Raw genomic sequence first — 24,530 nt, forward strand, 5'->3', positions numbered from 1 at the left:
TTCTGCTTCGGTTTCGACCAGTGTAGGTTTTGGTTTAATCGTCGATTCGACAAGGATACGTACTAGAACAAAATACGCTTTGTAACGAATGCCCGAAACGAGTATTGTCGTTCGCTCATTCAACGAGGCCGAACACATTGGTGACGTGCTGGAGGCCATCTCTGAGCAATCCTATCAGGACTTCGAGATTATTCTCGTCGACTCGGGATCGACAGACGGGACACTCGAAATTGCCGACCAGTACGTTGATAAGGTCGAGTTCGTTGCACCACACGATTTTACCTTTGGTCACTCCTGTAACGCTGGCTGTAAGGTAGCCGACGGCGAGTTCGTTTCGTTTCTCTCCGCACATGCAATTCCGACTGACGACCGGTGGCTCGGATCAATGGTCAAGAAGTTCGACGACGAGGAGGTGGCAATGACCTACAGCAATCAGATCGGAGCCGAGCAGAACAAGTTCTCCGAGCGGCGACTGTTTAACGAACTGTTTGGCGAGGAGCCAAAACGCCAGACGCCACCCGACTACTTTGCAAACAATGCGAGTTCTGTGATCCGCAAAAAGCTGTGGGAGGAACACCCATTCGACGAGTATCTCACGGGTCACGAGGACATCGAGTGGGCCAAACAGTTCATGGATCAGGGGTATGTCGTCGTCTACGATCCGGATGCCTGCATCTACCATATCCACGACGAGACGTGGACGCAAGTGTACAACCGGTTCAAGCGGGAGGCAGCTGCTGATGTCGAGATCGGTATCAAAGGCGAGTCGGATCGGTGGCACGAATACAAGAAAATTCCACTTGACATCCTCGGTGACGTGGTTGCGGCCGTTCGAGGGGGACAGTTCGATATCCAGACACTGGTCGAGATCGGCCGATTCCGGTACTGTCAGCATATGGGAACTGTCGACGGACTCACAACCGATCGAGAGCTCAATTCAGATCGGTTTGAATATTTCTATCCTGAAGCCAACGAACGTGTGATAGTCGACGAGCAGGGAACTACCACTCTTGAACAGGCACCGCTGCCGGAGATCAAACCCAACGACGTGTTGGTCCGGACCGATTATATTGGTGTCTCACCCGCTGACAGCAGTCTGGAAGGAACTAATATCGAACAGTATCCAGTCGTTCCTGGCCGGAATTACGTCGGTACAGTGATCGATATTGGAGCAAATGTCAAATCGGTCGAAATCGGGGATGTTGTGGTCGGCGACACAGAGTTCGACTGTGGAATCTGTACGGCCTGTAGCGGTGGCTCCGACACCGACTGTCTCGATCCGATCAAACTGGGACAGGATACCGATGACGGTGCCTACTCCCGGTTCCTTGCGATTCCGTCGGATCATGTCTACTCTCTGGATACCGAGCCGAAAGACGGAGCCTTGGCCGGTATGGTTGGGCGGCTGCGAAAAGGCATCGACCGTGCCGGAAAACTCCTGTCACCCTCGGCTCACTGTATTGTTGTTGGGGATAATCCGGCTGCAGAGGTGGTTGTGCAACTTCTTCATCGCGAAGGTTACAGTGTTGACCACCTCGATCAGCTTCCAGTCAACAGATCATCCTCCACAGGGCTCTTGGAGTACGACCTGATCGTCGATACCACCGGGAGCCAAGAGACTGTCCGAACGCTCTGTGAACAGACGGCCTCCAGTGCCGTGCTGTTGTTGTTGGCGGCTCAGTACGATCCGCTGCCGCTTGCCTCCGACCTGCTGGCGAGCAAGACGATTATCAACGTCGACACCGACGACACCGCTGAGATGGGCGGTACAATCCAGTTACTGTCAGAGATAGAGACGGACCGTCTGTTCGATGGAACTTACTCGTTGGGCGAATATGAAGCTGCATGGGAAGCAGCCACCGACCAACAGGGGTTCCCTGTAATCTCGATTGACAACGATCTCGACAGTGGTTCGGTTCGGACTAAACAGTAAGTCAGACGAGATCCCACTGGATGATCTCGTCGGCAGCGATATCCGAACGCGCTTCTCGACCAACAACGACATCCAGATGCTCCGGTGCGATACCCGTTCCCGGTCGTTTGATCGCGATCTGCTCCCTGTCGATTCGCTCCCCGTCGGCGATGTCGGTCGCTGCAACGAGGCTCCGCCGTGCGTGTTTCCGGCTATCAGCTTCGTCTTCAATAGGTTCTTTCCGCGATGCGCCCGTCGTCGTCGACATGAGGGCCACATTCTCGCGAAACGTCCGGATGTCGTCGGGTTCCATCGCGTGGTAGTGGTCGTTCCCTGCAAGCGTTTTGTCGAGAGTGAAGTGTTTCTCGATGATGTCTGCACCGTGGACGACGGCGTTGAGTAGCGTGATCATTCCTTCGTCCGGCGGTACGTGATCCGAGTAGCCGACGGGATACTCTGGATAGATCTCTGCGAGATGGTCGATCATTCCGAGGTTGGCGTTTGCCTCGTCAGTTGGATACTGGAGAATACAGTGGAGCAGACAGAGCTCTGGATCCGGTGCTTCGTCTTCGATCACGCGAATTGCGTCATCGATCTCACCAACCGTGCTCGCGCCCGTGGACAATAGGATCGGTTTTCCCTTCCGTGCAATTACCCGCAGCAGTGGGTGGTTCGTCAGATCCGCACTCGCGATTTTGTAGGCCGGGACTAGTTCTTCGAGATAGTCGACGGCGTGGAAATCGAACGGTGTCGACATAAAATCGACATCGTAGTTGTCGTCGATCCACGCAGCAATCTCCTCAAACTCTGCGGCGCTGAATTTGTCGTACTGCTCGAACAGTTCGTACTGTGATTCAGTTGTCTCCTCGTCGGTATCCCAGTAGGCCGGAGAGTGTTTCGACGCGAGCCGTTCAGCAGTGTATGACTGGAACTTCACCGCATCGACGCCAGCCTCGGCGGCCTCTGCGACCATTTCCTTGGCGGCTTCGAGCGGAAGAATATCGCGTTTTTCGGCGATGTCAAAGTAGTTGACGCCGATCTCGGCGATCAGATACGGCTGTGAGCTGTCGATGACGCTCGTGTCAGCGATTTTCATGTGTCTCGTCAAATACGATCTGTTTGATCCGCTCGATCCCGTTCGCAATGTCGTGGTCTGCAAGTGCTGTGCGCATTGTTTCTCGTCTTGTTTCGTCCGTTATGTAGTCGGTTACGGCAGTTCGGATCATCTCCTCAGAGACATACGCTGCCTGTCCAAGTGAAAGAACACCCCTGGATACGAATGCGTAGGGGTGTTTCTGTTCCCGAGCGTTCTGGGCAATCGAGAGCACCGGTAGATTGAGCGAGCCGGCTTCGTACAACGTACGACCGTTAGAGGTGATCAGGAGATCGGCCTGCTCCATCCGTTGAGCCATCGACTGTACCTGTTGGTTGATCTCGACCTGCAGATTGTCGGGAAGTGCTTCAACAATAGGATCAAGCTGCTCAGGATCTGCATAGCCGAGTCCCAACACGACATCAACATACAGTTGATCGTCTAGCTCGGCGAGTGCCTGTAGCGTCCGTGCGGTCAGATTGTTTTCGTCGATGCCGCCAAATGAGATCATAATTCGGTCGACTGAGGATATTTCAGATTTCTGGGTTGCATACCGGAACTCCCCGCGGAGACAGAAGTATTTAAATCCGTAGTAGTGGTTCTCCGGTGGATTCGAATGTTCATACAGCGCATTGATGACTGCGTCGGCATGTTCGGTACCATCACCGAGATCCTCGAAGTTCACGACGCGACTTCCTGCGGCCCGGAGCGCTGTGACGTAGTCTGCAGTGGTATCGAGAATATCGTTGACGACGACAAACGGTGATGTCTCCTCAATGAAATTTACAAAGGACGCATTGTCGTCAAACACTTGGTAGTCGTAGTTACTACCTTCGAGCATGTCGATTGCGATGTTGTCATTTGGTTCCACCGCAAAAACAATATCGTGCTCAAATAGGTGATCGGCAAGGGTAATACCACGGTAAATGTGGCCCGTTCCGTTCTGATCGTTGCCTGTGACTCGGTAGACGAGTTGTTTGCGACTCCGATGACTCTCTGCGGTCTGCCAGTCGGCGTAGGTGTCGATATCGATTCCTTCCCAGTGGTCAACAGTATGAAATTCTATACTCCCGCCAATCCGTTTGCCCCTAGTGACGAGGTCTCGGTGAGAGAGAAAAACCCCAATTTCTCCGTAAATTGGCTCCATCAGCTGTCGGTTCTCACGATCCGATGACACCGCCTCGAAACCATCATCAGTCTGTTTCCAGTAGTGGTGAGTACTGTCAACGACGAAGACAACGCTGTCGGCAGTTTGCTGGATCCCCGCCCGGATCCCGCTATCGACCGACACCGGTCGAATCAGTGGGACCGTTGGCTGGTGGCAGAGTACGTAGTCAAACTCGCCGTCGACTTCGGCGAACGCATGTTCGATGACTGGGGCAAGAGGAACCTCATCGGCTGCCAACTGTTTCGGTCGGTCGATGACGACATCCGCATCGAACCGTCGACCGATCTGTGCGATCTCTTGGCTGTCAGTAGTCACGGCGACCGTATCTATCAGTTCGGACTCCCGACAGGTCTCGATTGCGTGGCCGACCAGCGGCCGGTCACCGAACTCTCGAACGTTTTTTCTCGGGATTCCCTTTGATCCTTTTCGGGCAGGAATTACTGAGAGAACCTTCTCACCCATCTTTTTTGTCGTGCTATTTGGCGACTGGTTAAGTCTTTCTCACCGTGACTCTCCTAGCGGTATTCAGATACGGATTGACAGATAATGTATCGTTTCTGGGATGATCGAAGTATTTTATATATCCCGACATTCTGAATACTGTCAGACCGGTGCAGTCGACGAGTATAATATAAACTTATAAACTATAGGCTTTTACAGGATACTATATGCGGTTAATACGTAGCGGGTACCGCGTGCTAAAAGAAGAGGGTCCTGCGTCGCTCGCTGTGAAAGGGTCAAAGTATATTACTGCTGAGTCAAAAAATGTTATCAGAAAGCGGCTCCTGAACTATCCTCGCAAACGGTTGTTTCAGCGGACTCATGGGCCTGTTGTCGACGTGATGGAGCAAGACTGGGATGTATTGATTATTCTTGATGCCTGTCGGTATGATATATTTTCTGAAACGGTTGATATCGATGGAGAGTTGACCGCAATCAACTCAAAGGGCTCTCACAGCGAAGAGTTCTGTACTGCTCACTTTGCGAATCGAACACACCACGATACGGTTTATGTCACCGCAAACGGGTATGGCGCACGGATTGGGAGCGAATCGTTCCACGATCTGATTTTTACTGACGAAGACGATTCCGTTCCCGACATGGAGGTCAAACACTCGACGATGGAGGGATTGGCACCGAGTACGGTCGTCGGTGCCGCAGTAGATGCTAACATGCCTTGTTGAACGCAAGACAGCGTCGGGGTAGGGTCGGTAACTCACGGTTTCACGGCGTTAAAGCACGGTTCTTACACTCAGAAGATGTAGTAGCTGCCGCTGACGGTGTTGCTCGAAGAGTCAAAACTATGCCATCTTACTCCCTTGATCAGATGACGATGGCGATGCCTCTCCCAAATATGTCCGGAGAAGGGGGAGCAGGCGGCGAGCCCTAACTCGCCGCCTGCGTTAGGTTATGGATGATGCACTTCCGCGTGAGCTCCCGGAACTGGCCGTGCCAGCTCCGGGAGCGTAGCTTCTCGCCGTCGTCTTCCTTCAACTGCGAGAAGCCCGTTTCACTCATCCAGCGCTGGTTGTAATCCTCATTCATCCGGGCGTTGTGAGCCTTCTGTAGCGGTGTTTGCTCTCTGTGCTTGATCAGTGGTCGCGTTGAGTTGGAGCGACACTCCTCACGGAGATCGCTCCATGAGTAGTTTGCGTCGGCAGATAACACGCGCAGGTCTTCCGCGTTCCGGCGGAAGACCTGCATCCCAATATGACCGTCCCATGCCTTCTGCGTCGTGAAATGAACGTCCTTGATCGCTAGCGAATTCACGTCGATCAAAATCGTCGTCTTCATCGACTGAAACGAGAAGTCTGCGCGGTCGCGGTAGTGGTAGCTGGTTTGATCGCGTTGAAAGCCGCTTGCGTCAATTGCGGCTTCACCACTCCAGCCCGCCTGCTCCGCCGAAGCGCGGAGCAGGCGGCGGAGTTCACGCATTCGGTACTCCTTTTCCCACCGACAAAACGAGCTGTAGTGCGGTGCGTCGTCAAGATCAAACACGGCGAGGACGCCGGGCATTTCGTTGAGGTAGTCTTCGGTCTCACGGAGACTCTTCTCCAGTTCGACGCGGTACAGGATCAACGCGATCTGCACCCACTCGGCGTACCCGTCCGCGCCGTCCGGCGCGGCGGGTACGTCCGGATCATCAACATGCTGTTTGGCAAGATCTCGACACATCCAAGCAAGCCGTCTGAGCGATGCCATATCGCCAGACGGCGTCCATTTCCGGGTTAATCTAACGGAATATTACAGTAAGAGCGTCTGAGAACGTCGTCACTAGGCGGCAAAACAAGGCACCGGATCATCAACATGCTGTTTGGCAAGATCTCGACACATCCAAGCAAGCCGTCTGAGCGATGCCATATCGCCAGACGGCGTCCATTTCCGGGTTAATCTAACGGAATATTACAGTAAGAGCGTCTGAGAACGTCGTCACTAGGCGGCAAAACAAGGCAAGATATCCCGTTCACGCAGCCACGATTTCACCGTCTCGTACACGTCGCGTCCATTCGCCTCCGCACAGCAGGCATACTCCGAGTCTCGGTCGTTCGTACAGACCAGCACATGGTCGGAAAAGCCGTTCTCTTGGACGTCTTCGGTACGGTGTTTCATCAGTCTGCTGTGACTGTCGGTACTTCCCAAACGTCGCTTCGTGAACTGTGTTGAGTCATGGACGAACAGAGCGAATGCCGGTGTGAGCGTGTCATAGAAAGCGCCACATACGAAGCCGCAGGGTGCGGAAAGTGTGTCCAACACAAGCGCAACCCTGCAAGACGTAGCTTCGGTAGACGACTTCTTGAATGCAGCGGCTACCGAGACAGTACCGCTGTTCGAACATCTTGAGTTTGAGTTTCTCTTGGAGTACGACGTGTTCGCCCCCTCGAAGCGGGGGCGAACACGAGTTCACCAGCCACCGGATCTCTTTCGCGGCTTTCTGCACTGTTACTACAAGAATATCTACGGCACACGTCCGGTCGCACGAGAGCTCAAGCACGGTCTCGTCTGGTACTACTGCGGCCTCGACAAACCGCCCTCACGAGACACGATTGACCGGTTTCTCACCGACCTCGAACACGTTGTTGACGATGTCTTTGACAGGCTCGTCGAGCAGGCCGCCGCTCGCGGCCTGCTCGACTCCACGTACTCGATCGATTCAACCCACGTCGAAGCGATCCAGTACAACGACGCTGCCTCGTGGAACTACGATTCAACAGCCGAGGAGCACTACTACGGCTTCGGCTGTACAATCGTCTCGACCGGCGCAAAGATCCCGATAGCAGCGGAGTTCACACAGCGCAAACAAGCGGATCAACAGACGGCGATGCGCGTCACGCGTGACGCGCTCGCCGTCGAGATACCGATCTGGATGCTTGGAGACAGCGCGTACGATATCCTCGATTGGCACGACCATCTGCTGGCCGCAGGGGTCGTGCCAATCGCTCCTTACAACCCGCGAAACACCGACGATCCACTCGATATCGAGTACAGGGTCGAAAACCGCATCACCGAACACAGTGAGGACGTTCAGCTCAAGCAATCCATCTTGGACGAGACGTACAACTGCCGGACAGGTGTTGAACGAACTAACGATGCAGTCAAGGACTGCGGCCTCGGGCACGTCCGCGCCCGAGGCCGCGTCCACGCACGAACAGAGGTGTACGTTGCGCTGTGCCTACGACTCGTCGTCGCAATCACCAACTACGAGCGAGGAAACGATCCGGGCTGCAAGAAGCTATGAGATGGATTCTATGACACGCTCTATGTAACCTAATTAAAGTATGGGTGTAGTAAAGAATGTTCGACGAGTGGTCGCAACTGTAGAAGTCTAGAGGGAGAGAATTGCCGAGACGAGACCTATACGCCGCCCGATCGGAACCGTTCAATAGAGATACAGGTGCCGTCCTCGGCATTGATCGCGTCGTAGTCAACATTTACACCGACTATAGTGCCCCATCAGCACGATCCGCGGTCGCGAGCACATAGGCGTACCAAGGGCGGGGTTGAAGTCGATTACGTAGTCAGCAGCGTACCCTCAGACCAAGTCATCGTCAATCGCGTCGATGCCAAACGACCAGAATTATATTGTCGTATGTGCTCGGACAATATTTTCAAAGATTTACACAGGAGAATATCAGCTACCAATATTTGATTCGATCGCTTTGTACTTGAATAGAAGGCACGCATCAAACCCACCTTCCGAGATTGTGAACTTCCAACCGAATACAGTAGTTGAGACGCGTCGTCTCAATGCATATGGAAGCCTGGCGCAGTTCATAAATAGTATGAAGGCGTAGTTTGGGATAGGACGATGGCACGAATTACCGGCTCCTATCCAGACGACCTCGACCTCCTCATCGAGGGTGCTGTCGAGGCTGGTGTGTTCGGGGGCAAGAGCGATGCGTTGCGAGAGTTCGTGCGTAAATACTTCGAGGACCACGAAAACGAACGCATTGCGGCTGCAGTCGCCCTCTACGAACGGGAACGAATTACGCTCGGTGATGCTGCGAGACTTGCCGACGTCGACCGTTGGACGATGCGTGATATCCTCCGTGAGCACGGCGTCGAACTCCGTCTCGGACTCGTCGACGAAGACGACGCAGCCTACGAGGTAGAGGCAGCAAGCGAACTCGAATTCGATGACGAGGACTCGGACGACGAGGAGTCACGCGCGAAATGACAGGTGACGATATCCCACCCAACCCGAGCGCTCTGAACACGACCGTCCTCTCGAATTTTGCGTACATTGACCAGCTGTGGGTGGTTGCAGGACTCTCTGGGATCTGTACGGTTCCAGTCGTTCGCGAGGAACTCGAAGACGGGGTCGACGACCACCCGTATCTTCAGTCAGCACTCGATACACTCGACGATGAGATCCCAGTCGCGACGATTTCGGACACCGTCGCAAACAGAGAGGCTGTTGTTGGTGGCCATCTCGATCCCGGCGAGGCCCAAGCGTTCGCCTTGGCGGACGCAGCGGACGGCCGCCTACTGACCGACGACGGGGATGCCCGGTCGTTTGCGAAAGATCAGGGCGTGACCGTTGTCGGATCCGTCGGAGTTCTGTTGGCTGCAATCGACGCTGGGAAGATCGATGAAGCGACTGCTGACGAGTGGCTGTCGACGTGGATCGATGAAATCGGGTACTACGTCCCGTATCGAACGATTTCGGAATATCGATGAGGAACTCGCTCGAAGTTCGAAACGCCTGATTAGTGTGACCGTAAACACGTCTATTACCAATGAGTGAAGCCGACAGACGATTGTCAGACGAGAGCGAACAACGGTTTCTGGATCTCTATGCCCATCTGTTGGTGTACGTCAACGAACGGTTCGATGTCATCGAAGGGATCGAAACAGTCGCTGATCTGGAACAGCACTACACTGACGAGCTTCTCCCACTCCGAAATACGCTGTACAACGAGTCAACGACGGACCTGATAGAGGACTTCGTTGAACAGAATCCTCCCGAACTGTCAGAAGCTGATCTCGAACAGGTCGCAGCGTGGACTGATTTCGTCGCCGGAGAGTTCGTCGCCGTTCGCTATCGAGCGGACGATGCGATCTTTCTCGATTGGACAGAACCGCCGAAAGCATACGCAGTCCGGCCGGCTCGGCTGCCGTTCACCGAAGTGTGGGACGAATCTGCACTTCCAGTCCCGGTTTCGAGTGTCGTCCTATTGCCGTTCGAGGACCAGATCGTCTACGATGGATGGATCGGTGTCAAGAACATCATATTCGGGGGCTCGCTCAGTACCGACATCGACGACGAATACGAGGAGGCCAAACATCGTTTCGGCATAATCGACTCGCTTCCAGTACCCGAGGAAGACGAAAAGACGGACGCCGAGGAGTTGCGCTTCTATATGAAGAACAAGCGTAATCGGGAGCGATACGCGTCGGAGATCGAGCAGTTGCGGGAGAGAACCGACGAACTGGAGTGGATTTACCATCAGGAGACGGGGAAGGCTCGAGCTCGAAGCTTGGGTCGAGAACTGCGCGAGTTGGGACTTAACGAAGCCTATGTGGCGATCTACGACGATCGGATCATCACTAGTGCGCCCTCCGAATCTGAGGTTCACGAGCTACTCGAAGAGATTATGCCCGCTGGGAAGGTTGATCACCCCTATATCTACCACTTCGATCCCTGAACGAGAGTCCACAGCCTACGACTGGAGTTGCGTGACAGTCGATGCGATTTCGCTTTTGGACGGTTCGCTTGAGAACTCGAACACTCTGTCTCCGACACCGAAGGCGTATCTCTGGTAGGAGACATCGACGTGAATCCAGCATTCGACATCGCTGTCTGTCGCCTCATACTCGGCTTTACCTGTATTCTGTCCGTGCTTCAGCACATCGAACAGGTACTCTTCGATACGTGGCGAATTCGTGATTCGCAAGAGATGGTCGGCAGCGACGTTGTCCAACACGTCTGCTGGGGTTCCGTATCCTTGGCCGACGAGATAGAACTCGCCGTCGTACTCGTGTGACTCGATCTGAACACGGAGTGCGTACGTCTCAGCCATATCGGTAGTTCCGGAGAGACACGTATCAGACTGTCTGTTACGGAGACTGCCCACCGATGGCCGCGTTGTGAACAAGATTTAGTCTGAATGGGCCACAACCACAGTATATGTCTTTCACCGCCAGCTGGCACACGCTTCTCGAAGAACTCGATGACCTTCCTGAAAGTGCGACGCTCATCACGCCGCTCTCCCATCACCGATTTCGTATTACTGACGTACAGGACGCTCGCGTCATTATCCATTTCGAAGACAGGGATGAGACGCGGCCGCTCCAGCGAGACCAGTTCGAAACGCTCTATCGGCGAATCGAGGACGCCCCCGACGGGTTTGATCTTGATCGTCTCCCGGCAGATGCCGATCCGTATCCTGCGGTGTGGAGTGTCCATCCACGATTCGAGGTTGATGAGGATGCTGGTGTCATCACTCAATCAGAGATCGCGACGGCGACGCAGGTAGTCAACGCGGAACAGGAACCCACGGACGAGGACCGAATTGAACCCGACGGACTGGCTGTCTATTCGGACGCGCTCCTCCTCATTGATGCACTCGAACGTCACGAAGTGACTGATCTCCCTGAATTGGACACAGATGCGCTGGTGAATCTCTACACACTGCTCTCGGATGTCCAGCGAGATGCGAACGACTTCCGCCAGGAGGTCGCAGATGTCCTCCTCGCTCGACTCCATCACGACCGTCCGGTCTCTGGGCAGTATGGCTCTGTCCAGCGGACGAGTCGCCGCAATCGCTCGCTCAAAGACGACGAGGAGGTGTTAGATCGCCTTGGAAACGCTGGTATCGACCGTGAACGTGTGCTGAGCGTCGACCGCTCGAAAGTCGATGAAGCACTCGAAGTGACCACACTCTCTGAATCGGATGTCTACAACATCGAGGAAAGCGAGTACGTCCGGAAGGCAGAGGTCGATGAAGACGTGAAAGAATCTCGGCTCCAGGGGTTGAAAGACCGTCTCGCCGCCAGTGATGACGACGAAGCTGAACAACTTCGAGACGAGATCGAAGACCTAGAGCAGCGTATCGACGACCTCACGAGCTTCCGCACGGGTACGGAGATGCAAGGATGACTGCCTACCGCTTTCGCGTCAAGTTCGACCCCGATCCGACATCTCTGTGGCGAGATATCGTCGGCGGCGCAGACAGAACGATCGCTGAGTTTCAGTCGGCGATCAACCCCGTATTCGGGCTCGATCAGGGCCATCTCTGGTTTGTCGGCGACGACGAGGACTACTGGGACAGCGCAGTCAAATACCAGTGCCAGCAGGAGTATGAGGAATCACTTGGTGGCGATCCGGTATTACGTACCGAGCGGATCGAGAACGCGGGTGATGTGACGATCGGTGAGATGACTCGTCAGCTCGGTCTCGAACAGTACGACCGCATCTGCTATCTCTACGACTACGGCGACGAGTGGCGCTTCTACGGCATCCTGAAAGAGGTTCTCAGCGATGAGTCGAGTGACATAGAGCCAGCGGTCGTGAACGAGAAGGGCGACCCGATCAACGACCAGTACGATCCTCCGGGAATCGATGAGAGCGGCCCTCTTCTGCCTGATCCGCTGTATTCTGTACTTCCAGAAACCGCTGTGCCCGTTGCGGACCTCCGTGAACTGGAGGAGAACGAGGATATCGTCCACGTCATTCCGTTACTTAGCATCGAAACCGGGTTCGGAGCAGTCTGTGAACGATTCGCGATTCAGTTCGAGGAGACAGGATACGTCCTCGAAAATTTCCAGCAAGGATGGCAGATCGTCGAGGAAGTTGATGGAGCAATGCCTTGTTGAACGCAAGACAGCGTCGGGGTAGGGTCGGTAACTCACGGTTTCACGGCGTTAAAGCACGGTTCTTACACTCAGAAGATGTAGTAGCTGCCGCTGACGGTGTTGCTCGAAGAGTCAAAACTATGCCATCTTACTCCCTTGATCAGATGACGATGGCGATGCCTCTCCCAAATATGTCCGGAGAAGGGGGAGCAGGCGGCGAGCCCTAACTCGCCGCCTGCGTTAGGTTATGGATGATGCACTTCCGCGTGAGCTCCCGGAACTGGCCGTGCCAGCTCCGGGAGCGTAGCTTCTCGCCGTCGTCTTCCTTCAACTGCGAGAAGCCCGTTTCACTCATCCAGCGCTGGTTGTAATCCTCATTCATCCGGGCGTTGTGAGCCTTCTGTAGCGGTGTTTGCTCTCTGTGCTTGATCAGTGGTCGCGTTGAGTTGGAGCGACACTCCTCACGGAGATCGCTCCATGAGTAGTTTGCGTCGGCAGATAACACGCGCAGGTCTTCCGCGTTCCGGCGGAAGACCTGCATCCCAATATGACCGTCCCATGCCTTCTGCGTCGTGAAATGAACGTCCTTGATCGCTAGCGAATTCACGTCGATCAAAATCGTCGTCTTCATCGACTGAAACGAGAAGTCTGCGCGGTCGCGGTAGTGGTAGCTGGTTTGATCGCGTTGAAAGCCGCTTGCGTCAATTGCGGCTTCACCACTCCAGCCCGCCTGCTCCGCCGAAGCGCGGAGCAGGCGGCGGAGTTCACGCATTCGGTACTCCTTTTCCCACCGACAAAACGAGCTGTAGTGCGGTGCGTCGTCAAGATCAAACACGGCGAGGACGCCGGGCATTTCGTTGAGGTAGTCTTCGGTCTCACGGAGACTCTTCTCCAGTTCGACGCGGTACAGGATCAACGCGATCTGCACCCACTCGGCGTACCCGTCCGCGCCGTCCGGCGCGGCGGGTACGTCCGGATCATCAACATGCTGTTTGGCAAGGTCTCGACACATCCAAGCAAGCCGTCTGAGCGATGCCATATCGCCAGACGGCGTCCATTTCCGGGTTAATCTGGCGGAATATTACAGTAAGAGCGTCCCAGACCGTCGTCACTAGGCGGCAAAACAAGGCAAGCGACACTCCTCACGGAGATCGCTCCATGAGTAGTTTGCGTCGGCAGATAACACGCGCAGGTCTTCCGCGTTCCGGCGGAAGACCTGCATCCCAATATGACCGTCCCATGCCTTCTGCGTCGTGAAATGAACGTCCTTGATCGCTAGCGAATTCACGTCGATCAAAATCGTCGTCTTCATCGACTGAAACGAGAAGTCTGCGCGGTCGCGGTAGTGGTAGCTGGTTTGATCGCGTTGAAAGCCGCTTGCGTCAATTGCGGCTTCACCACTCCAGCCCGCCTGCTCCGCCGAAGCGCGGAGCAGGCGGCGGAGTTCACGCATTCGGTACTCCTTTTCCCACCGACAAAACGAGCTGTAGTGCGGTGCGTCGTCAAGATCAAACACGGCGAGGACGCCGGGCATTTCGTTGAGGTAGTCTTCGGTCTCACGGAGACTCTTCTCCAGTTCGACGCGGTACAGGATCAACGCGATCTGCACCCACTCGGCGTACCCGTCCGCGCCGTCCGGCGCGGCGGGTACGTCCGGATCATCAACATGCTGTTTGGCAAGGTCTCGACACATCCAAGCAAGCCGTCTGAGCGATGCCATATCGCCAGACGGCGTCCATTTCCGGGTTAATCTGGCGGAATATTACAGTAAGAGCGTCCCAGACCGTCGTCACTAGGCGGCAAAACAAGGCAACTCGACTTCGACTTCCACATCGATGTACGTCCGGTCGAGATCGTCGAGCACATCACGGAGTTGCTTGCCCTCCAAGGGAATGGCGCGGCCGCGCCATTCCCGTAATTCATCCGTAATCACCGGATTCGCGTTCTGTTTCAGCCGGCTCACGAAGGAGCCGCCGTTCTCGTCGATCCGCGCAAACCGTCGGTACTTGAAGTACGCGAGGTCGAACAATACGAGGCGGTTCTCAAGCCACGACCCTGTCTTGAACAGCGTGCTGTCGTGTGCTTTCTCGTCGGTAACGTCGATCCGTTCAATCGTCTGTTCAGTGGCATTGTGGAGCAGGTGGAGCTTCGCTCCAGCCTGCTCCTCGTGGCGGGCTTCGAACTGATCAGCGAGAAACTCGTGTAACCGCAACACCGTTCCATCAGCGATCATTACATCACTGAATCGGTCGATGTCAACGTCAACAGTGTCGGGAACAGCGACCTCGTCGAGACCGTGCTCGACGAGGTCGCGGAAGTACTCCGCGAGCGTCGGCGTCAACCGCTGATAGAACCCACCCGGTGAGATCGGCTCGTCAGCTGTGGAGTTGTAGCTGCGTCGAAACCCTGCGAGTGTTCGGCGTTCGCCTGCGGCGAAGCCGAACACGAATGCCCAGACGAAGACGGGAATCTGGAGCTTGCGGTCGCGTTCGACCACGCCGAGTTCCTCGGCGTGCTCTTCGAGGAATTCGGAGGGAAACAGTGTAGTGAGCCGACGCATAATCCGTGATGAGGAGGTTTCGTTGTGCACACTCGACACCTCCTCATTCCTTCCGAAAAGTAGCCTCGATAAGCCGCCACTGTCACGCGGTTCGTCTCCTAACTAAAGACGGATGCTGGATCGGCCTCTCCACTTTCTGGATGCGATCTTGAATCGTTTTCTTGAACTTATCATCCCCATCAGAATCACCTTGTTCAAGCGTAAGCAACCGAGAATTCAACGCGTAGAATTCCTCGATAAGCGCGCTATAGATCCCATACCGTAGGCGTTTTTCAACCAAGGTTGTGAACTCTTGTTTAGAAATGGGCCGTGTGATCGTCACATCATACTCCTGTTCATAGAACGTCTCGTCTACTGCTGACGAAGTGATTAACACCATCTGACAGGAAGGGCTCCGTGTCAAAATATACTTCTGAATTTTGGACTCCTCGTCGTTAAGCGCCGTTTGAGAAATGATCACTAAGATAACACTTGAATCGAATTCGTGAAAAACATCCTCTGGCTCCGTGGCCATCTTCGTCGAGACAGTTGTTATCCACTGTGAAAACAAATCTCGTTGAACGTCGTTTTCTTCGAGGAAGAGAATACTAACCTTGGAAAGCAGATCCGAGTATTTCATTATTATTTTTATCGTCTAAATACAGTGTATTATGTGCTGGTTCTCGATTGTATCCCAATATGTGGTGGGAAAACCCCGGATAGGAAAATGAATCCCAAATAGTTCGGAGGTGTCCTGGTGGGAATATCGTGTTTAATGTACCCCACTTTCTTAAATCAACAAAAATAGCTTCCGCCTAAAATATCAATGTTGATATTGTCAGTGGGCAAGGCGAATGTGCTTGGACTTACCCTCGAGACGATTCACACTTCGACACGAACAGGATAAACGCGTACGTCAATCGATCTGTTCGTGCTTCGTGGCCACATCATCGAGTTTCGGATGGCCGATGTCGATCTCTGTATCGCTTGATCGCTGGAGAACCGATCGAATTGGCGTGCAGCGTTACGTCGATAGTTCTCGCCGTCGCCACCGCGGCTTTCCTCTTGTCCGAGATTAGCCTCGAAGGGACTCACGAATGACTGGGCAACCACAGCGACACAATTTGATATCGCAGTATATCATTTACCACGGCGTCTGCCGAACGCGCGTCCCTTTTAGGAATCGCCGGTGTACGGGTTCGTATGGTTCGAAACGTCGCCAGCGACATGGCGGAACTCGACGCCGAGGACTTCTATCTCCTCTCGGGCGTCGAGCAGGGAATGCGCTTTTCGGAGTGGGTCCGTCGCGACAAGCTCCCCGAGTACGCCAGTCTGACGCGCGAGGAGGTCGACTACCGGATCGACCGGTGTCTCGACCGCGAGCTGATCCAACGGAAGACGATCCAGTACGAGGGGTACCAGCTCACCTTCGAAGGATACGACGCGCTGGCGCTTCGGACGTTCGCCGAGCGCGAGACCATAGACGGCGTGGGGTCGCCGCTCGGGCTCGGCAAAGAGGGTGACGTGTACGAGGTCCAGTCGTTCACGCCGCTCGCGCTGAAGTATCACCGGGAGGGGTACACCAACTTCCGGGAGGTGAACCGCGAGCGCGAGTACACCGCCGACCGCGACCACGTCTCGTGGATGTACACCGCGCGCAAGGCGTCCGAACGCGAGTACGAGGCGATGGAGTCGCTGTACCCGGACGTCTCGGTGCCGCGCCCGGTCGATCAGAACCGCCACGCCATCGTGATGGACAAGTTCGAGGGCGTCGAGCTCGCCCGCGCGACGCTCGACCCCGAGCAGGCCGTCGGCGTCCTCGATCTGGTGCTCCGCGAACTCCAGACCGCTTACGACCTCGGGTGGATCCACGCGGACGCGTCCGAACACAACGTCGCCATCGCCGAGAGCGGCGTGACGATCTTCGACTGGCCGCAGGCCGTGAGCGTCGATCACGAGAACGCGCGCGAGTTCCTCGAACGCGACGTGGAGAACCTCCACCGCTACTTCGCCCGGAAGTACCCGCACGAGGTCCCCGACGCCGACATCGGTGAGATCGCCGCCGCCATCGCCGACGGCTCGTTCGAGAGTATTCGCGCGTTCGGCGAGTGATAAATCACATACTGCGATAGAGAATTCGATTGGCGGGATGCGTGCTACTGGGACGGTGTAGCTCAACGAGCGGATACCGAACAGGCGGTCACGCGCTCCGCCGCGCCGTCACTGGTCTTCCTCACCGATCGGAAGCGTGTAGGTGACGAGCGCCACGATGGCGCGCCGGAGGCGTTCGGTGACGGCCTGATCCGAAATCTCCAGTTCGTCGGCGAGTTCCTTGGTCGTGCAGCCGCGCGGGATCTCGTAGTAGCCCATCTTGATCGCGAGCGTGAGAGCCTCGTGTTGGGGTTCCGAGCCCGTACCACGGTTGTACGTCCGGCTCCGAGGGGTTGTACACGCGGGTCACCTCCAGCGAGATTCCTGCGCCCTCCGCGTCCGCCGAGAACGCGCTCAACAGCTCGTGGGTGGGGAACCGGATCTCCATTTTCCACGTGCTCGCCGTCCCGACGGCACTCGAAATCTGCCCCTCGTTCTCCCGCACGGCGTTGATGAGTTGGTCCTGGTTCGCGTCCCACTGCAGCGTGAAGAGCGTGCGGTCTTCGAAGACATCAACCACCCGAGCGTCGCCGACGCTCGGGTGGTTCTGGACCGCTTCGAGGAACGTATCGCGTGCGGTGCTGTGGACCCAAAAGAGGGGGACGCTGACGTCCCCGAGCGGGACGAGCCGTTCGAGTTCGATGGTGGAGCCTCCTTCGACAGAGAGGATCTGACCGAGTTCGAAATCGTCAGACGAGACACGGAACTCCACAATTACACTCATCAATTGGCTCCGGGATTCCGTTCTCGATCCCCGTATAAAGAAACGAAGCTTGGTATATCAGGGTTTGGTGATAGCGGGATGTGGGCACGTCTCGTGGCGGCGGCCCTGACATGGCACACCACCCTCGGCGGTTATATCCGTCCGGGCCGATCGACCGCTATGGCCACTGTCATGCAGTTCACGAGTCCCGCGGACGAGTTTCCGCTGGGAACCGTGTTCGAGAACCTTCCGGGGGTGACGGTGGAACTGGAGCGGCTCATCCCGGACGAGTCGCTCATCATCCCGTACTTCTGGGTTCGCGGCGCACACGCCTCGGACATCGAGGCCGCGTTCGAGGCGCACCGAGGGGTCGTCAGTATCAAGCTCATCGACGACGTCGACGGCGAGTACCTCATGCGGGCGGAGTGGAACGACGACTACTACGGGGTGTTAAACGCACTCGCGCACGCCAACATCGTCGTGCTCTCCGGGGTGGGAACCAAGGAGGGCTGGCAATTCGAGGTCCGCGGAGAGAGTCGCGATCAGATCGGCGAGTTTCGGACCGACTGCCAAGATCACGACATTCCCATCGAGATCACCGCGGTACACTCGCTGTTGCCGGTCCAGGGAGACGGATACGAACTAACTGACACCCAGCGGGAGGCGCTCGTGTTGGCGTACGAACAGGGGTACTTCGACTCGCCGCGAACGGCGTCACTGGAGGACGTCGCGGCGGAACTCGGAATCTCTCAACAGTCGCTGTCGTCGCGGCTCAGACGCGGCCACCGGCGACTGATCGCGAAGACGCTGATCACGCCGTGACCGGCGGTTGCCACCCCCCACTGCACGCTCGGTAGACCGCGTGCCGCCCGAACCCCCTCCCCAGTATAAATACCTACTGTACTATCAGTAGTACAATTGAACCAACGCAGACGGTTAGGTGACTGTATGTCTACCAGAGAAACCGGGATCCCCCTCGATTCGTTCTCCTTCCGTCCCGAGTCGGAGACGTACCTCGCACGGTACGACGAGGCAGAGACGTCGGCCAGTATGGCCGTCGTCGCGACGGTTGCGGCGGTCTTAGACACCGATCCGACTGAGATGGACCAGCTGTACTACTCGATCGACGCCGAGGCGCTCGACGAACTGCTCGCCGGATCGACCGCGGCCGACGGCGACGTTCGCGTCGAATTCACCTTCGAAGGACACGCGGTCGCCGTGACCGACACCGAAGTGATCGCGGCGCGGGCGTCCGACGCCGACAACGGGCACCGCGAGACCGGTGGCTCGATGGCCGCATGACGGCGGACGACGAGGCACCGTCGACCGAGGCGGAGTTCCGTGCGGATCTGCGGTCGCTTCTTCGCCGCGCTCACGAGGAAGATATCGACATCGAGGGCGGCTGGGAGTGCCGAAACGGCACGGAACATCCCGACTGGGACGTCGTCGTCTCCGAGGTGCAGAAGCCGACCGCGTCGGAGTAGCGAGCGTATACTAAAGCCCGGACGCGGGCGACGTGTTCGGGTATGCAAGCAGTCATTCTCGCAGCGGGGCGAGGGACGCGAATGGGGCCGCTCACGCACACGATGCCGAAGCCACTGTTGCCGGTGGCCGATCGGCCGCTCGTCGCGCACGTCGCCGACGCCGCAGTCGCGGCCGGCACCGACGAGCTACTCTTCACCGTCGGATACGGCGGCGACCGGATCCGCGAGTACTTTGGTTCGCGGTACGCCGGCGTCCCCGTGCGATACGCCGAACAGCCGCGTCAACGCGGAACGGCCGATGCGTTGGCGGTCGCGGCCGACTTGCTTGACGGCGACTTCGCCGTGTTGAACGGCGACTCGCTGTACGACGCGGACGACCTGTCGCGCCTGTTCGATTCGGCGCCGCAGGTGGGGAGCGTCCGCGTCTCGAACCCCTCCGCCTACGGCGTGCTGGTGACCGACGACGGCGTCGTCTCGGAGGTGAGAGAGAAGCCGTCGGACCCGCCGTCGGACCTCGTCAACGCCGGCGCGTACACGTTCCCCGCGGACGTCATCGACCTCCTCGACGTGCCGGAGAGCGACCGCGGCGAGCGGGAGCTGACGGACGTGCTGGACCGGGTCGTCGAACGACACGAGCTCGGCGTCGTCGCGTTCGACGAGTGGATGGACGTGGGCCGCCCGTGGGAGCTGCTGGAGGCGAACGAGCGACGACTTCCGGGCGAGGCGGCCGGCGTGTCGGCGACCGCGGACGGCGGCGACGTGCGTCTCGCCGGTCCCGAGGGAGCGGCGGCGGACCGAACGGAGTCGTCCGGCGTCCACCCCGACGCGACGGTGCGGGGCGACGCCGTCATCGAGCCGGGAGCCACGGTCGGTCCCGGAGTTGTCGTCGACGGCCCGGTTCGAGTGCGAGCGGGCGCGACCGTCGGGCCGAACGCCTACCTCCGCGGTGCGACCCTGATCGACGCGGACGTACACATCGGCCACGCCGTCGAGATCAAAAACAGCGTCGTGATGAGCGGGACCGCGATCGGGCACCTCTCGTACGTCGGCGACAGCGTGCTCGGGTGCGGGGTGAACTTGGGCGCCGGTACCGACGTCGCCAACCTCAGACACGACGACGAGCCCGTCGCACTCCGCGTGAAGGGCGACCGGGTCTCAACGGGTCGTCGGAAGTTCGGCACCGTGCTCGGACCGGGCGTGAAAACGGGGATCCAGACGGGGATCAACGCCGGCGTCACGCTGTCCCCCGGAGTCCACACCGAGCCGGGCGAGATCGTGACCCGCGACCGGTGAGGGTACCGGCCCGTCCTCTTGCGGTCTGTGCCCCTCAGACGCACTCGCTCCCCGAGAGTTACTTCCAGCCGGAGCCGATGGCGTCGGCGTCGTCGGGCCTCGCCGCGTCCCCGTTGCTCAACCGCTGTCTAGTCAGACAGTCGAGACACCCGTAGACGCGGTTTGACGCCCCGAACACGCGGACGAACCGTCGGCTCACCGCTTCGCCACATCTCGCACAGCGCCTGTTAATGTCGGTCGAACCCGTGGTGTCTGCCATACTTCGGACTCGACTCCACGCCGGTTGAGTATATGCCGACTACGCCGCGGATTTCCACCCCGCGACGTGCGTTGGGTGTCGCTACCGTCGCTACGACCCCATCGGGGGTAGCGGTCGAACGGGGGTGTCCCGCGGCTCTCCGGAGCGCATGACGTCGGTTCCGCCGACGAGGACTCGCTCGACCGTCGGGACCGGGTTCGGGTCGACGACGATGAGGTCCGCGCGAGCGTCGACCGCGATCCGCCCGCGATCGGTGAGGCCGACCACGTCGGCGGGGTTTCGGGTGACGCGATTTACCCGCGTCGCGAGCGGCTCGCCCGTATCAACGAACGGTGCCGCCAGCAGCGACGGCGGGTGGTAGTCGGCACAGAGCACGTCGACGACGCCGCGGTCGATCGCCGCCCTCACACTGAGGTTGTCCCAGAGGCTCCCGCCGCGAATGAGGTTCGGGGCACCCATGACCGTGGTGAGCCCGAGTTCGTCGGCCCGAACGGCCGCGTCGAGCGTGACGGGATACTCGCTGACCGCAACTCCGCAGGCCGCCATCTCCTCGACCGCCGCCGCGGACTCGTCGTCGTGCGAGGCGAACGGAACGCCCGCGCGCCGCCCGATCTCACGGAGCCGAACGATTCGCTCGGTCCGCGTCGACGCGTCGAGCGATTCGCGTTTCGCCGCGATCTCGTCGACCGCGTGGGCGGGCCAGTTCCGGTCCTCGACGTAGTGGCGTTCGAACCCGTCGCGGTCGTACTGTCCGTCGCCCGGCGCGTGGTGCATCACCGAGAGCAGATCGACATCGGCTGCGATCTGTTCGACCGCCCGCACGCTCCCGCCGGTCAGTTCGCATCGGGCGTGGAGCCGGTTGTCGACGAGCGTGTACGACTCGTCCGCGAGTTCGGCGGCAATCGCCGTCGCGTCGTCGAGCGATCGTCCATCGTCGGGGGCGTCTTCGAACGCCACCGCGTGGTACTTCGTCGTCACGCCCGCGAGGAGGTTCGATCGGTCGGCCGTCGTCACCGCGGTTCGGACGTCGGTCTGCGCGCCCGACCGCGGCGACCGGTGGTGTTCGATGTCGTCGCCGTGGAGGTCGACGAGCCCTGGCATAAGGACACGTCCGTCGGCGTCGATCGTCTCGCCGATCTCGATCGAGTGTTTCGGTGTCGGGCCGACGCGGGCGATGCGACCGCCCGAGACGACGACGTGTCCGTCGTCGATGACGCGGTCCGGTGTCACCACTCGCGCGTGGCGAATCTCCGTGGGGGCGGTCATCGGTTCTCGGAGCGTCGCGGGTGCTCGGTGTCGTCCGTCGTGGTGCTGCGGCGGCTCGCCGTCACCCCGCCGATATGGTACTCGGGTAGCATGTCCGGCCGTTCCGGTCGGTTCCCCTTTGTTACGCAGCTACAAACTCGCCTTCTCACCCGTCGGGGACGGGGTACGCGGTGACTACCTTTCCCCGCCGCCGCTCATCTGGACCTCGATGAGGAACGAACACGGCAGCTCGGGAGACCGGCTACCCGGCGACCACTCCGACCCACCGGCAGACCGACAGTCGCTGTTCGGCACGAGCGGCGTCCGCGGGCGCGTGGGCGAAGCCGTCACCGCCGATTTTGCGGACGCAGTCGCGCGCGCCGTCGCGGTCAACGCCGACCGCGCCGTGGTCGGTCGCGACGCGCGCGACTCGGGGCGGTCTCTCGTCGCCGCGCTCGCGGGTCTCGACGAGACGCTCGCGTCTGACGGCCGCCCCGTCGCCTGTCAGAACGCGTGGGAGGACTCGACCGGCCGGTTCGGCCACACCGCGGCGACGTTCCTCGAAGCGTACAGCGAACTCGCGCGCCACGGCGACGGGCTCGGCGCGGGAGCGCTCGACGCGGAAGCTCTCGATGCGAATGCGCTCCATTCGGACCTGCCGGACGACCTCGCCGCCCACGCCGGCGCGCAGGCCGAGAGAGTGTTCGACGCGCTCGACGACCTGTGGGTCCCTGATCGGGGCTGTTACGCGCTGCGTGAGACGGATCAAGGCGATATCGACGATCGGCTCGACTCGTCGACGCTGGCGCTGGCGAGCGCGCACCGCTCGTTCGACGCCGTTCGGGAGATCGACGACGACCGGCTCGACCGGCTGGTTACACACGTCGAGAGCGTGGTCAACGGGCTCGCCCGCGAGACGGACGGTGTGTCGGGGCTGATACGCTACGAGGGCGACGGCTGGCGGCGCGCAGGGCAGCGCTCGGAGAAGGTGTGGACTGTCTCGACCGCGTGGGGCGCGAACGCCTGCGCCGAACTCGCCGTGCTGCTCGACGACCACGACGATCCGCGGGCGGACGAGATGTTCGCTCGTGCGCGCGAGCTGCTCGCCCGCGTCTCGCCGGGCGGATCGCTCTGTGCGCCGACGGGATACCTCCCCGAGCAGGTCTTCGACGACGGGACGTCCGACAGCGCGACGCCGCTCGGCTGGCCGCACGCGATCCGGCTCGCGACGGTCGCGCTGCTCGCCGACGCCGACCGGCTGTCGCCGTCTCCCGCCGTCGCCGACTGAGGCGACAGTGCAGGCGGGTCGACAGAATCGACGAGATCGGCGGCGTCGACAGAACCGACGAGATCGGCGGCGTTGGCGAAATCGGCGCGCGCGGAGGCTCACGTCGCGTCCGCGAGCACGGCCCCGCCGGTCTGCTGGACGACGTAGTAGACGATGATAGACGCCGTGACGAGCGGGTCGGCGAACGGCAACGAGACCAGAAGCGCGATCCCGAGGTTCTTGAGATTAGTGGTGAAAAACAGCGAGAACGCCCGATCCCGTCCGATGTCGAACGCGCGTTGACAGCCGGCGGTGAGCGCAGCGCCGAGAGAAAAGAGAAGGACTGCGACGCCGACGACGGCGAGCAGCGCCGTCCCGTCGATCTCGAAGACACCGACGCCGGCGACGGCCGTGTAGATCAGGAGGAGTATCGCGAGCGTCGAGGCTCGCTCGACCGTCCCGTTCGACAGCGTATCGGTCGGAACGGCCACGGTGAGCAGCACCCCGCCGCCGACGATCACCGCGAGGTCGACGAGGATGGACGCGGTGGGGACGGCGATCCGCGAACCGACGAGCCGAGTGAGCACGAGCGGGGTCGCCGCGGGCGCGACGAGCAGCGACGCGATCGAGCTGATCGTCGCCAGCTGCACGTCGCCGCGCGAGAGCCGCGTCCAGATTATGGCGCTCCCGGCGGTCGTCGGGACCGAAAGCGCGATCGCGAACCCGATCACGGCCGCGTCCGAGAGCGCGACTTCGACGAGCCGCATGCCCGCGAGCGGCAGCGCGACGTACGAGAGACCGAGCGAGAGGCCGACAATCGCGGCGTACGACGAGTAGTCGATCGCCGCGAACCGGACTCCGCGGAGCGACGTGAACACGAGGAAGACGACGAGCGGCGTGACGAGCGGGTTGAGATACGGCGACAGCTGCGGGGCGAGGACGCCGACGCCGGCGGCTCCGAGCACGAGGAGTACGTTCGAGAACCGCGCGAGTGCGTTCCGGATCATCACGATATCCGCCGGTCCGACTCACTCTGATGAGGAGCGAATTATACCTACTGGTCGCTCTGTCACAGTTCTCAGCAGTTCGATGAATCTCCAGATCGCAACCGTCGCCGCAGA

Annotated in this window: 22 protein-coding genes and 6 pseudogenes; 14 read left to right on the top strand and 14 right to left on the bottom strand. The window is 58.8% G+C overall.

Annotated elements, in window-relative coordinates:
* The first annotated feature begins 88 nt into the window (after positions 1 to 88).
* Entirely contained in the window at positions 89 to 1,933 is a 1,845-nt protein-coding gene (locus ACZ45C_RS11580; RefSeq protein ID WP_460561918.1) for a glycosyltransferase, read from the top strand.
* A gap of 1 nt (position 1,934) precedes the next feature.
* Here ACZ45C_RS11580 and ACZ45C_RS11585 read toward each other — a convergent pair whose 3' ends face one another.
* Together ACZ45C_RS11585 and ACZ45C_RS11590 are read right to left on the bottom strand one after the other, a co-directional pair.
* Positions 1,935 to 3,008 (bottom strand): N-acetylneuraminate synthase family protein, encoded by a 1,074-nt coding sequence (locus ACZ45C_RS11585; protein WP_464374323.1) that lies wholly within the window; start codon positions 3,006 to 3,008, stop codon positions 1,935 to 1,937.
* A complete protein-coding gene (locus tag ACZ45C_RS11590) occupies positions 2,995 to 4,635 on the bottom strand; it encodes a cytidylyltransferase domain-containing protein (RefSeq protein ID WP_460561922.1) in 1,641 nt (546 codons plus the stop codon). The genes ACZ45C_RS11585 and ACZ45C_RS11590 overlap by 14 nt, the downstream gene beginning before the upstream one ends.
* A gap of 233 nt (positions 4,636 to 4,868) precedes the next feature.
* Between ACZ45C_RS11590 and ACZ45C_RS11595 the strand changes: the two genes are divergently transcribed.
* Positions 4,869 to 5,357 carry a hypothetical protein gene (locus ACZ45C_RS11595; RefSeq protein ID WP_460561925.1) on the top strand — a complete coding sequence of 163 codons (489 nt, stop codon included), beginning with the start codon at positions 4,869 to 4,871 and terminating at the stop codon, positions 5,355 to 5,357.
* 202 nt (positions 5,358 to 5,559) lie between these two features.
* Here the strand turns inward: ACZ45C_RS11595 and ACZ45C_RS11600 are convergent, their stop codons facing one another.
* On the bottom strand, positions 5,560 to 6,375 hold the full coding sequence (locus ACZ45C_RS11600) for an IS5 family transposase (protein ID WP_464374304.1): 816 nt from the start codon (positions 6,373 to 6,375) through the stop codon (positions 5,560 to 5,562).
* 252 nt (positions 6,376 to 6,627) lie between these two features.
* Positions 6,628 to 6,783 (bottom strand): annotated as a pseudogene (locus tag ACZ45C_RS11605) ((2Fe-2S) ferredoxin domain-containing protein); the annotation flags it as partial.
* 133 nt (positions 6,784 to 6,916) lie between these two features.
* Between ACZ45C_RS11605 and ACZ45C_RS11610 the strand changes: the two are divergent.
* The 4 genes from ACZ45C_RS11610 (at position 6,917) to ACZ45C_RS11625 (ending at position 10,319) form a co-directional block, all read left to right on the top strand.
* Positions 6,917 to 7,909 carry a transposase gene (locus tag ACZ45C_RS11610; RefSeq protein ID WP_460561837.1) on the top strand — a complete coding sequence of 331 codons (993 nt, stop codon included), beginning with the start codon at positions 6,917 to 6,919 and terminating at the stop codon, positions 7,907 to 7,909.
* Positions 7,910 to 8,479: 570 nt separating this feature from the next.
* Positions 8,480 to 8,848 carry a UPF0175 family protein gene (locus ACZ45C_RS11615; protein WP_460561851.1) on the top strand — a complete coding sequence of 123 codons (369 nt, stop codon included), beginning with the start codon at positions 8,480 to 8,482 and terminating at the stop codon, positions 8,846 to 8,848.
* Positions 8,845 to 9,351, top strand: coding sequence for a twitching motility protein PilT (locus ACZ45C_RS11620; RefSeq protein ID WP_460561853.1), 507 nt, complete (start codon positions 8,845 to 8,847; stop codon positions 9,349 to 9,351). The genes ACZ45C_RS11615 and ACZ45C_RS11620 overlap by 4 nt, the downstream gene beginning before the upstream one ends.
* Positions 9,352 to 9,410: 59 nt before the next feature.
* The gene (locus ACZ45C_RS11625; protein WP_444683506.1) at positions 9,411 to 10,319 is read left to right on the top strand and encodes a hypothetical protein; all 909 of its coding nucleotides are present in this window, start codon (positions 9,411 to 9,413) and stop codon (positions 10,317 to 10,319) included.
* Positions 10,320 to 10,334: 15 nt separating this feature from the next.
* On the opposite strand, the gene ACZ45C_RS11630 is transcribed toward ACZ45C_RS11625, so the two are convergent.
* On the bottom strand, positions 10,335 to 10,694 hold the full coding sequence (locus ACZ45C_RS11630; RefSeq protein ID WP_444683505.1) for a hypothetical protein: 360 nt from the start codon (positions 10,692 to 10,694) through the stop codon (positions 10,335 to 10,337).
* Between the two features lie 107 nt (positions 10,695 to 10,801).
* Between ACZ45C_RS11630 and ACZ45C_RS11635 the strand changes: the two genes are divergently transcribed.
* Both ACZ45C_RS11635 and ACZ45C_RS11640 read left to right on the top strand, forming a co-directional pair.
* Entirely contained in the window at positions 10,802 to 11,773 is a 972-nt protein-coding gene (locus tag ACZ45C_RS11635) for a hypothetical protein (protein ID WP_460561855.1), read from the top strand.
* Positions 11,770 to 12,474, top strand: a pseudogene (locus ACZ45C_RS11640) (DUF7964 domain-containing protein); the annotation flags it as partial. The gene ACZ45C_RS11635 and the pseudogene ACZ45C_RS11640, both read left to right, overlap by 4 nt.
* A 217-nt stretch (positions 12,475 to 12,691) precedes the next feature.
* On the opposite strand, the gene ACZ45C_RS11645 reads toward ACZ45C_RS11640, so the two are convergent.
* The 4 genes and pseudogenes from ACZ45C_RS11645 to ACZ45C_RS11660 all read right to left on the bottom strand — a co-directional run bounded on the left by ACZ45C_RS11645 (position 12,692) and on the right by ACZ45C_RS11660 (position 15,647).
* Positions 12,692 to 13,507 (bottom strand): IS5 family transposase, encoded by an 816-nt coding sequence (locus ACZ45C_RS11645; RefSeq protein ID WP_464374304.1) that lies wholly within the window; start codon positions 13,505 to 13,507, stop codon positions 12,692 to 12,694.
* A 93-nt stretch (positions 13,508 to 13,600) separates the two neighbouring features.
* Positions 13,601 to 14,188, bottom strand: a pseudogene (locus ACZ45C_RS11650) (transposase); the annotation flags it as partial.
* Between the two features lie 93 nt (positions 14,189 to 14,281).
* Positions 14,282 to 15,028, bottom strand: a pseudogene (locus ACZ45C_RS11655) (IS4-like element ISH8B family transposase); the annotation flags it as partial.
* An 82-nt stretch (positions 15,029 to 15,110) separates the two neighbouring features.
* On the bottom strand, positions 15,111 to 15,647 hold the full coding sequence (locus tag ACZ45C_RS11660; protein ID WP_460561987.1) for a hypothetical protein: 537 nt from the start codon (positions 15,645 to 15,647) through the stop codon (positions 15,111 to 15,113).
* 563 nt (positions 15,648 to 16,210) lie between these two features.
* Between ACZ45C_RS11660 and ACZ45C_RS11665 the strand changes: the two genes are divergently transcribed.
* The gene (locus tag ACZ45C_RS11665) at positions 16,211 to 17,119 is read left to right on the top strand and encodes a serine/threonine-protein kinase RIO2 (protein WP_460561989.1); all 909 of its coding nucleotides are present in this window, start codon (positions 16,211 to 16,213) and stop codon (positions 17,117 to 17,119) included.
* A 108-nt stretch (positions 17,120 to 17,227) separates the two neighbouring features.
* Here ACZ45C_RS11665 and ACZ45C_RS11670 read toward each other — a convergent pair whose 3' ends face one another.
* Positions 17,228 to 17,377 (bottom strand): helix-turn-helix domain-containing protein, encoded by a 150-nt coding sequence (locus ACZ45C_RS11670; RefSeq protein WP_460561991.1) that lies wholly within the window; start codon positions 17,375 to 17,377, stop codon positions 17,228 to 17,230.
* A gap of 166 nt (positions 17,378 to 17,543) precedes the next feature.
* Positions 17,544 to 17,882 (bottom strand): annotated as a pseudogene (locus ACZ45C_RS11675) (bacterio-opsin activator domain-containing protein); the annotation flags it as partial.
* A gap of 159 nt (positions 17,883 to 18,041) precedes the next feature.
* On the opposite strand from ACZ45C_RS11675, the gene ACZ45C_RS11680 reads away from it, so the two are divergent.
* The 4 genes from ACZ45C_RS11680 (at position 18,042) to glmU (ending at position 20,638) form a co-directional block, all read left to right on the top strand.
* On the top strand, positions 18,042 to 18,683 hold the full coding sequence (locus tag ACZ45C_RS11680; protein ID WP_460561993.1) for a helix-turn-helix domain-containing protein: 642 nt from the start codon (positions 18,042 to 18,044) through the stop codon (positions 18,681 to 18,683).
* 126 nt (positions 18,684 to 18,809) lie between these two features.
* Positions 18,810 to 19,163: a HalOD1 output domain-containing protein gene (locus ACZ45C_RS11685; RefSeq protein ID WP_460561995.1), complete on the top strand. Its 354-nt coding sequence runs from the start codon at positions 18,810 to 18,812 to the stop codon at positions 19,161 to 19,163.
* On the top strand, positions 19,160 to 19,345 hold the full coding sequence (locus ACZ45C_RS11690; protein ID WP_460561998.1) for a hypothetical protein: 186 nt from the start codon (positions 19,160 to 19,162) through the stop codon (positions 19,343 to 19,345). The genes ACZ45C_RS11685 and ACZ45C_RS11690 overlap by 4 nt, the downstream gene beginning before the upstream one ends.
* Before the next feature lie 42 nt (positions 19,346 to 19,387).
* A complete protein-coding gene (glmU, locus tag ACZ45C_RS11695; protein WP_460562000.1) occupies positions 19,388 to 20,638 on the top strand; it encodes a bifunctional sugar-1-phosphate nucleotidylyltransferase/acetyltransferase in 1,251 nt (416 codons plus the stop codon).
* Between the two features lie 58 nt (positions 20,639 to 20,696).
* Here the strand turns inward: glmU and ACZ45C_RS11700 are convergent, their stop codons facing one another.
* Together ACZ45C_RS11700 and ACZ45C_RS11705 are read right to left on the bottom strand one after the other, a co-directional pair.
* Positions 20,697 to 20,897 (bottom strand): DUF7563 family protein, encoded by a 201-nt coding sequence (locus ACZ45C_RS11700; protein WP_460562002.1) that lies wholly within the window; start codon positions 20,895 to 20,897, stop codon positions 20,697 to 20,699.
* A 90-nt stretch (positions 20,898 to 20,987) separates the two neighbouring features.
* Positions 20,988 to 22,163 (bottom strand): alpha-D-ribose 1-methylphosphonate 5-triphosphate diphosphatase, encoded by a 1,176-nt coding sequence (locus ACZ45C_RS11705; RefSeq protein WP_460562004.1) that lies wholly within the window; start codon positions 22,161 to 22,163, stop codon positions 20,988 to 20,990.
* A 274-nt stretch (positions 22,164 to 22,437) separates the two neighbouring features.
* On the opposite strand from ACZ45C_RS11705, the pseudogene ACZ45C_RS11710 reads away from it, so the two are divergent.
* Positions 22,438 to 23,430 (top strand): annotated as a pseudogene (locus tag ACZ45C_RS11710) (glucan 1,4-alpha-glucosidase); the annotation flags it as partial.
* 98 nt (positions 23,431 to 23,528) lie between these two features.
* On the opposite strand, the gene ACZ45C_RS11715 reads toward ACZ45C_RS11710, so the two are convergent.
* Positions 23,529 to 24,416 (bottom strand): bile acid:sodium symporter, encoded by an 888-nt coding sequence (locus tag ACZ45C_RS11715; RefSeq protein ID WP_460562006.1) that lies wholly within the window; start codon positions 24,414 to 24,416, stop codon positions 23,529 to 23,531.
* Between the last annotated feature and the right edge of the window lie 114 nt (positions 24,417 to 24,530).

It is taken from the genome of Halorubrum pallidum, from assembly GCF_055380345.1.

Bases quoted from the DNA above. Each gene is read 5' to 3' on its own strand.
- ACZ45C_RS11665 (WP_460561989.1), top strand. From the start codon at position 16,211: ATGGTTCGAAACGTCGCCAGCGACATGGCGGAACTCGACGCCGAGGAC.
- ACZ45C_RS11615 (WP_460561851.1), top strand. From the start codon at position 8,480: ATGGCACGAATTACCGGCTCCTATCCAGACGACCTCGACCTCCTCATC.
- ACZ45C_RS11625 (WP_444683506.1), top strand. From the start codon at position 9,411: ATGAGTGAAGCCGACAGACGATTGTCAGACGAGAGCGAACAACGGTTT.
- ACZ45C_RS11630 (WP_444683505.1), bottom strand. From the start codon at position 10,694: ATGGCTGAGACGTACGCACTCCGTGTTCAGATCGAGTCACACGAGTAC.
- ACZ45C_RS11705 (WP_460562004.1), bottom strand. From the start codon at position 22,163: ATGACCGCCCCCACGGAGATTCGCCACGCGCGAGTGGTGACACCGGAC.
- ACZ45C_RS11620 (WP_460561853.1), top strand. From the start codon at position 8,845: ATGACAGGTGACGATATCCCACCCAACCCGAGCGCTCTGAACACGACC.
- ACZ45C_RS11580 (WP_460561918.1), top strand. From the start codon at position 89: ATGCCCGAAACGAGTATTGTCGTTCGCTCATTCAACGAGGCCGAACAC.
- ACZ45C_RS11600 (WP_464374304.1), bottom strand. From the start codon at position 6,375: ATGGCATCGCTCAGACGGCTTGCTTGGATGTGTCGAGATCTTGCCAAA.
- ACZ45C_RS11660 (WP_460561987.1), bottom strand. From the start codon at position 15,647: ATGAAATACTCGGATCTGCTTTCCAAGGTTAGTATTCTCTTCCTCGAA.
- ACZ45C_RS11680 (WP_460561993.1), top strand. From the start codon at position 18,042: ATGGCCACTGTCATGCAGTTCACGAGTCCCGCGGACGAGTTTCCGCTG.
- ACZ45C_RS11715 (WP_460562006.1), bottom strand. From the start codon at position 24,416: ATGATCCGGAACGCACTCGCGCGGTTCTCGAACGTACTCCTCGTGCTC.
- ACZ45C_RS11690 (WP_460561998.1), top strand. From the start codon at position 19,160: ATGACGGCGGACGACGAGGCACCGTCGACCGAGGCGGAGTTCCGTGCG.
- ACZ45C_RS11590 (WP_460561922.1), bottom strand. From the start codon at position 4,635: ATGGGTGAGAAGGTTCTCTCAGTAATTCCTGCCCGAAAAGGATCAAAG.
- ACZ45C_RS11585 (WP_464374323.1), bottom strand. From the start codon at position 3,008: ATGAAAATCGCTGACACGAGCGTCATCGACAGCTCACAGCCGTATCTG.
- ACZ45C_RS11635 (WP_460561855.1), top strand. From the start codon at position 10,802: ATGTCTTTCACCGCCAGCTGGCACACGCTTCTCGAAGAACTCGATGAC.
- ACZ45C_RS11645 (WP_464374304.1), bottom strand. From the start codon at position 13,507: ATGGCATCGCTCAGACGGCTTGCTTGGATGTGTCGAGACCTTGCCAAA.
- ACZ45C_RS11670 (WP_460561991.1), bottom strand. From the start codon at position 17,377: ATGGGCTACTACGAGATCCCGCGCGGCTGCACGACCAAGGAACTCGCC.
- glmU (WP_460562000.1), top strand. From the start codon at position 19,388: ATGCAAGCAGTCATTCTCGCAGCGGGGCGAGGGACGCGAATGGGGCCG.
- ACZ45C_RS11700 (WP_460562002.1), bottom strand. From the start codon at position 20,897: ATGGCAGACACCACGGGTTCGACCGACATTAACAGGCGCTGTGCGAGA.
- ACZ45C_RS11685 (WP_460561995.1), top strand. From the start codon at position 18,810: ATGTCTACCAGAGAAACCGGGATCCCCCTCGATTCGTTCTCCTTCCGT.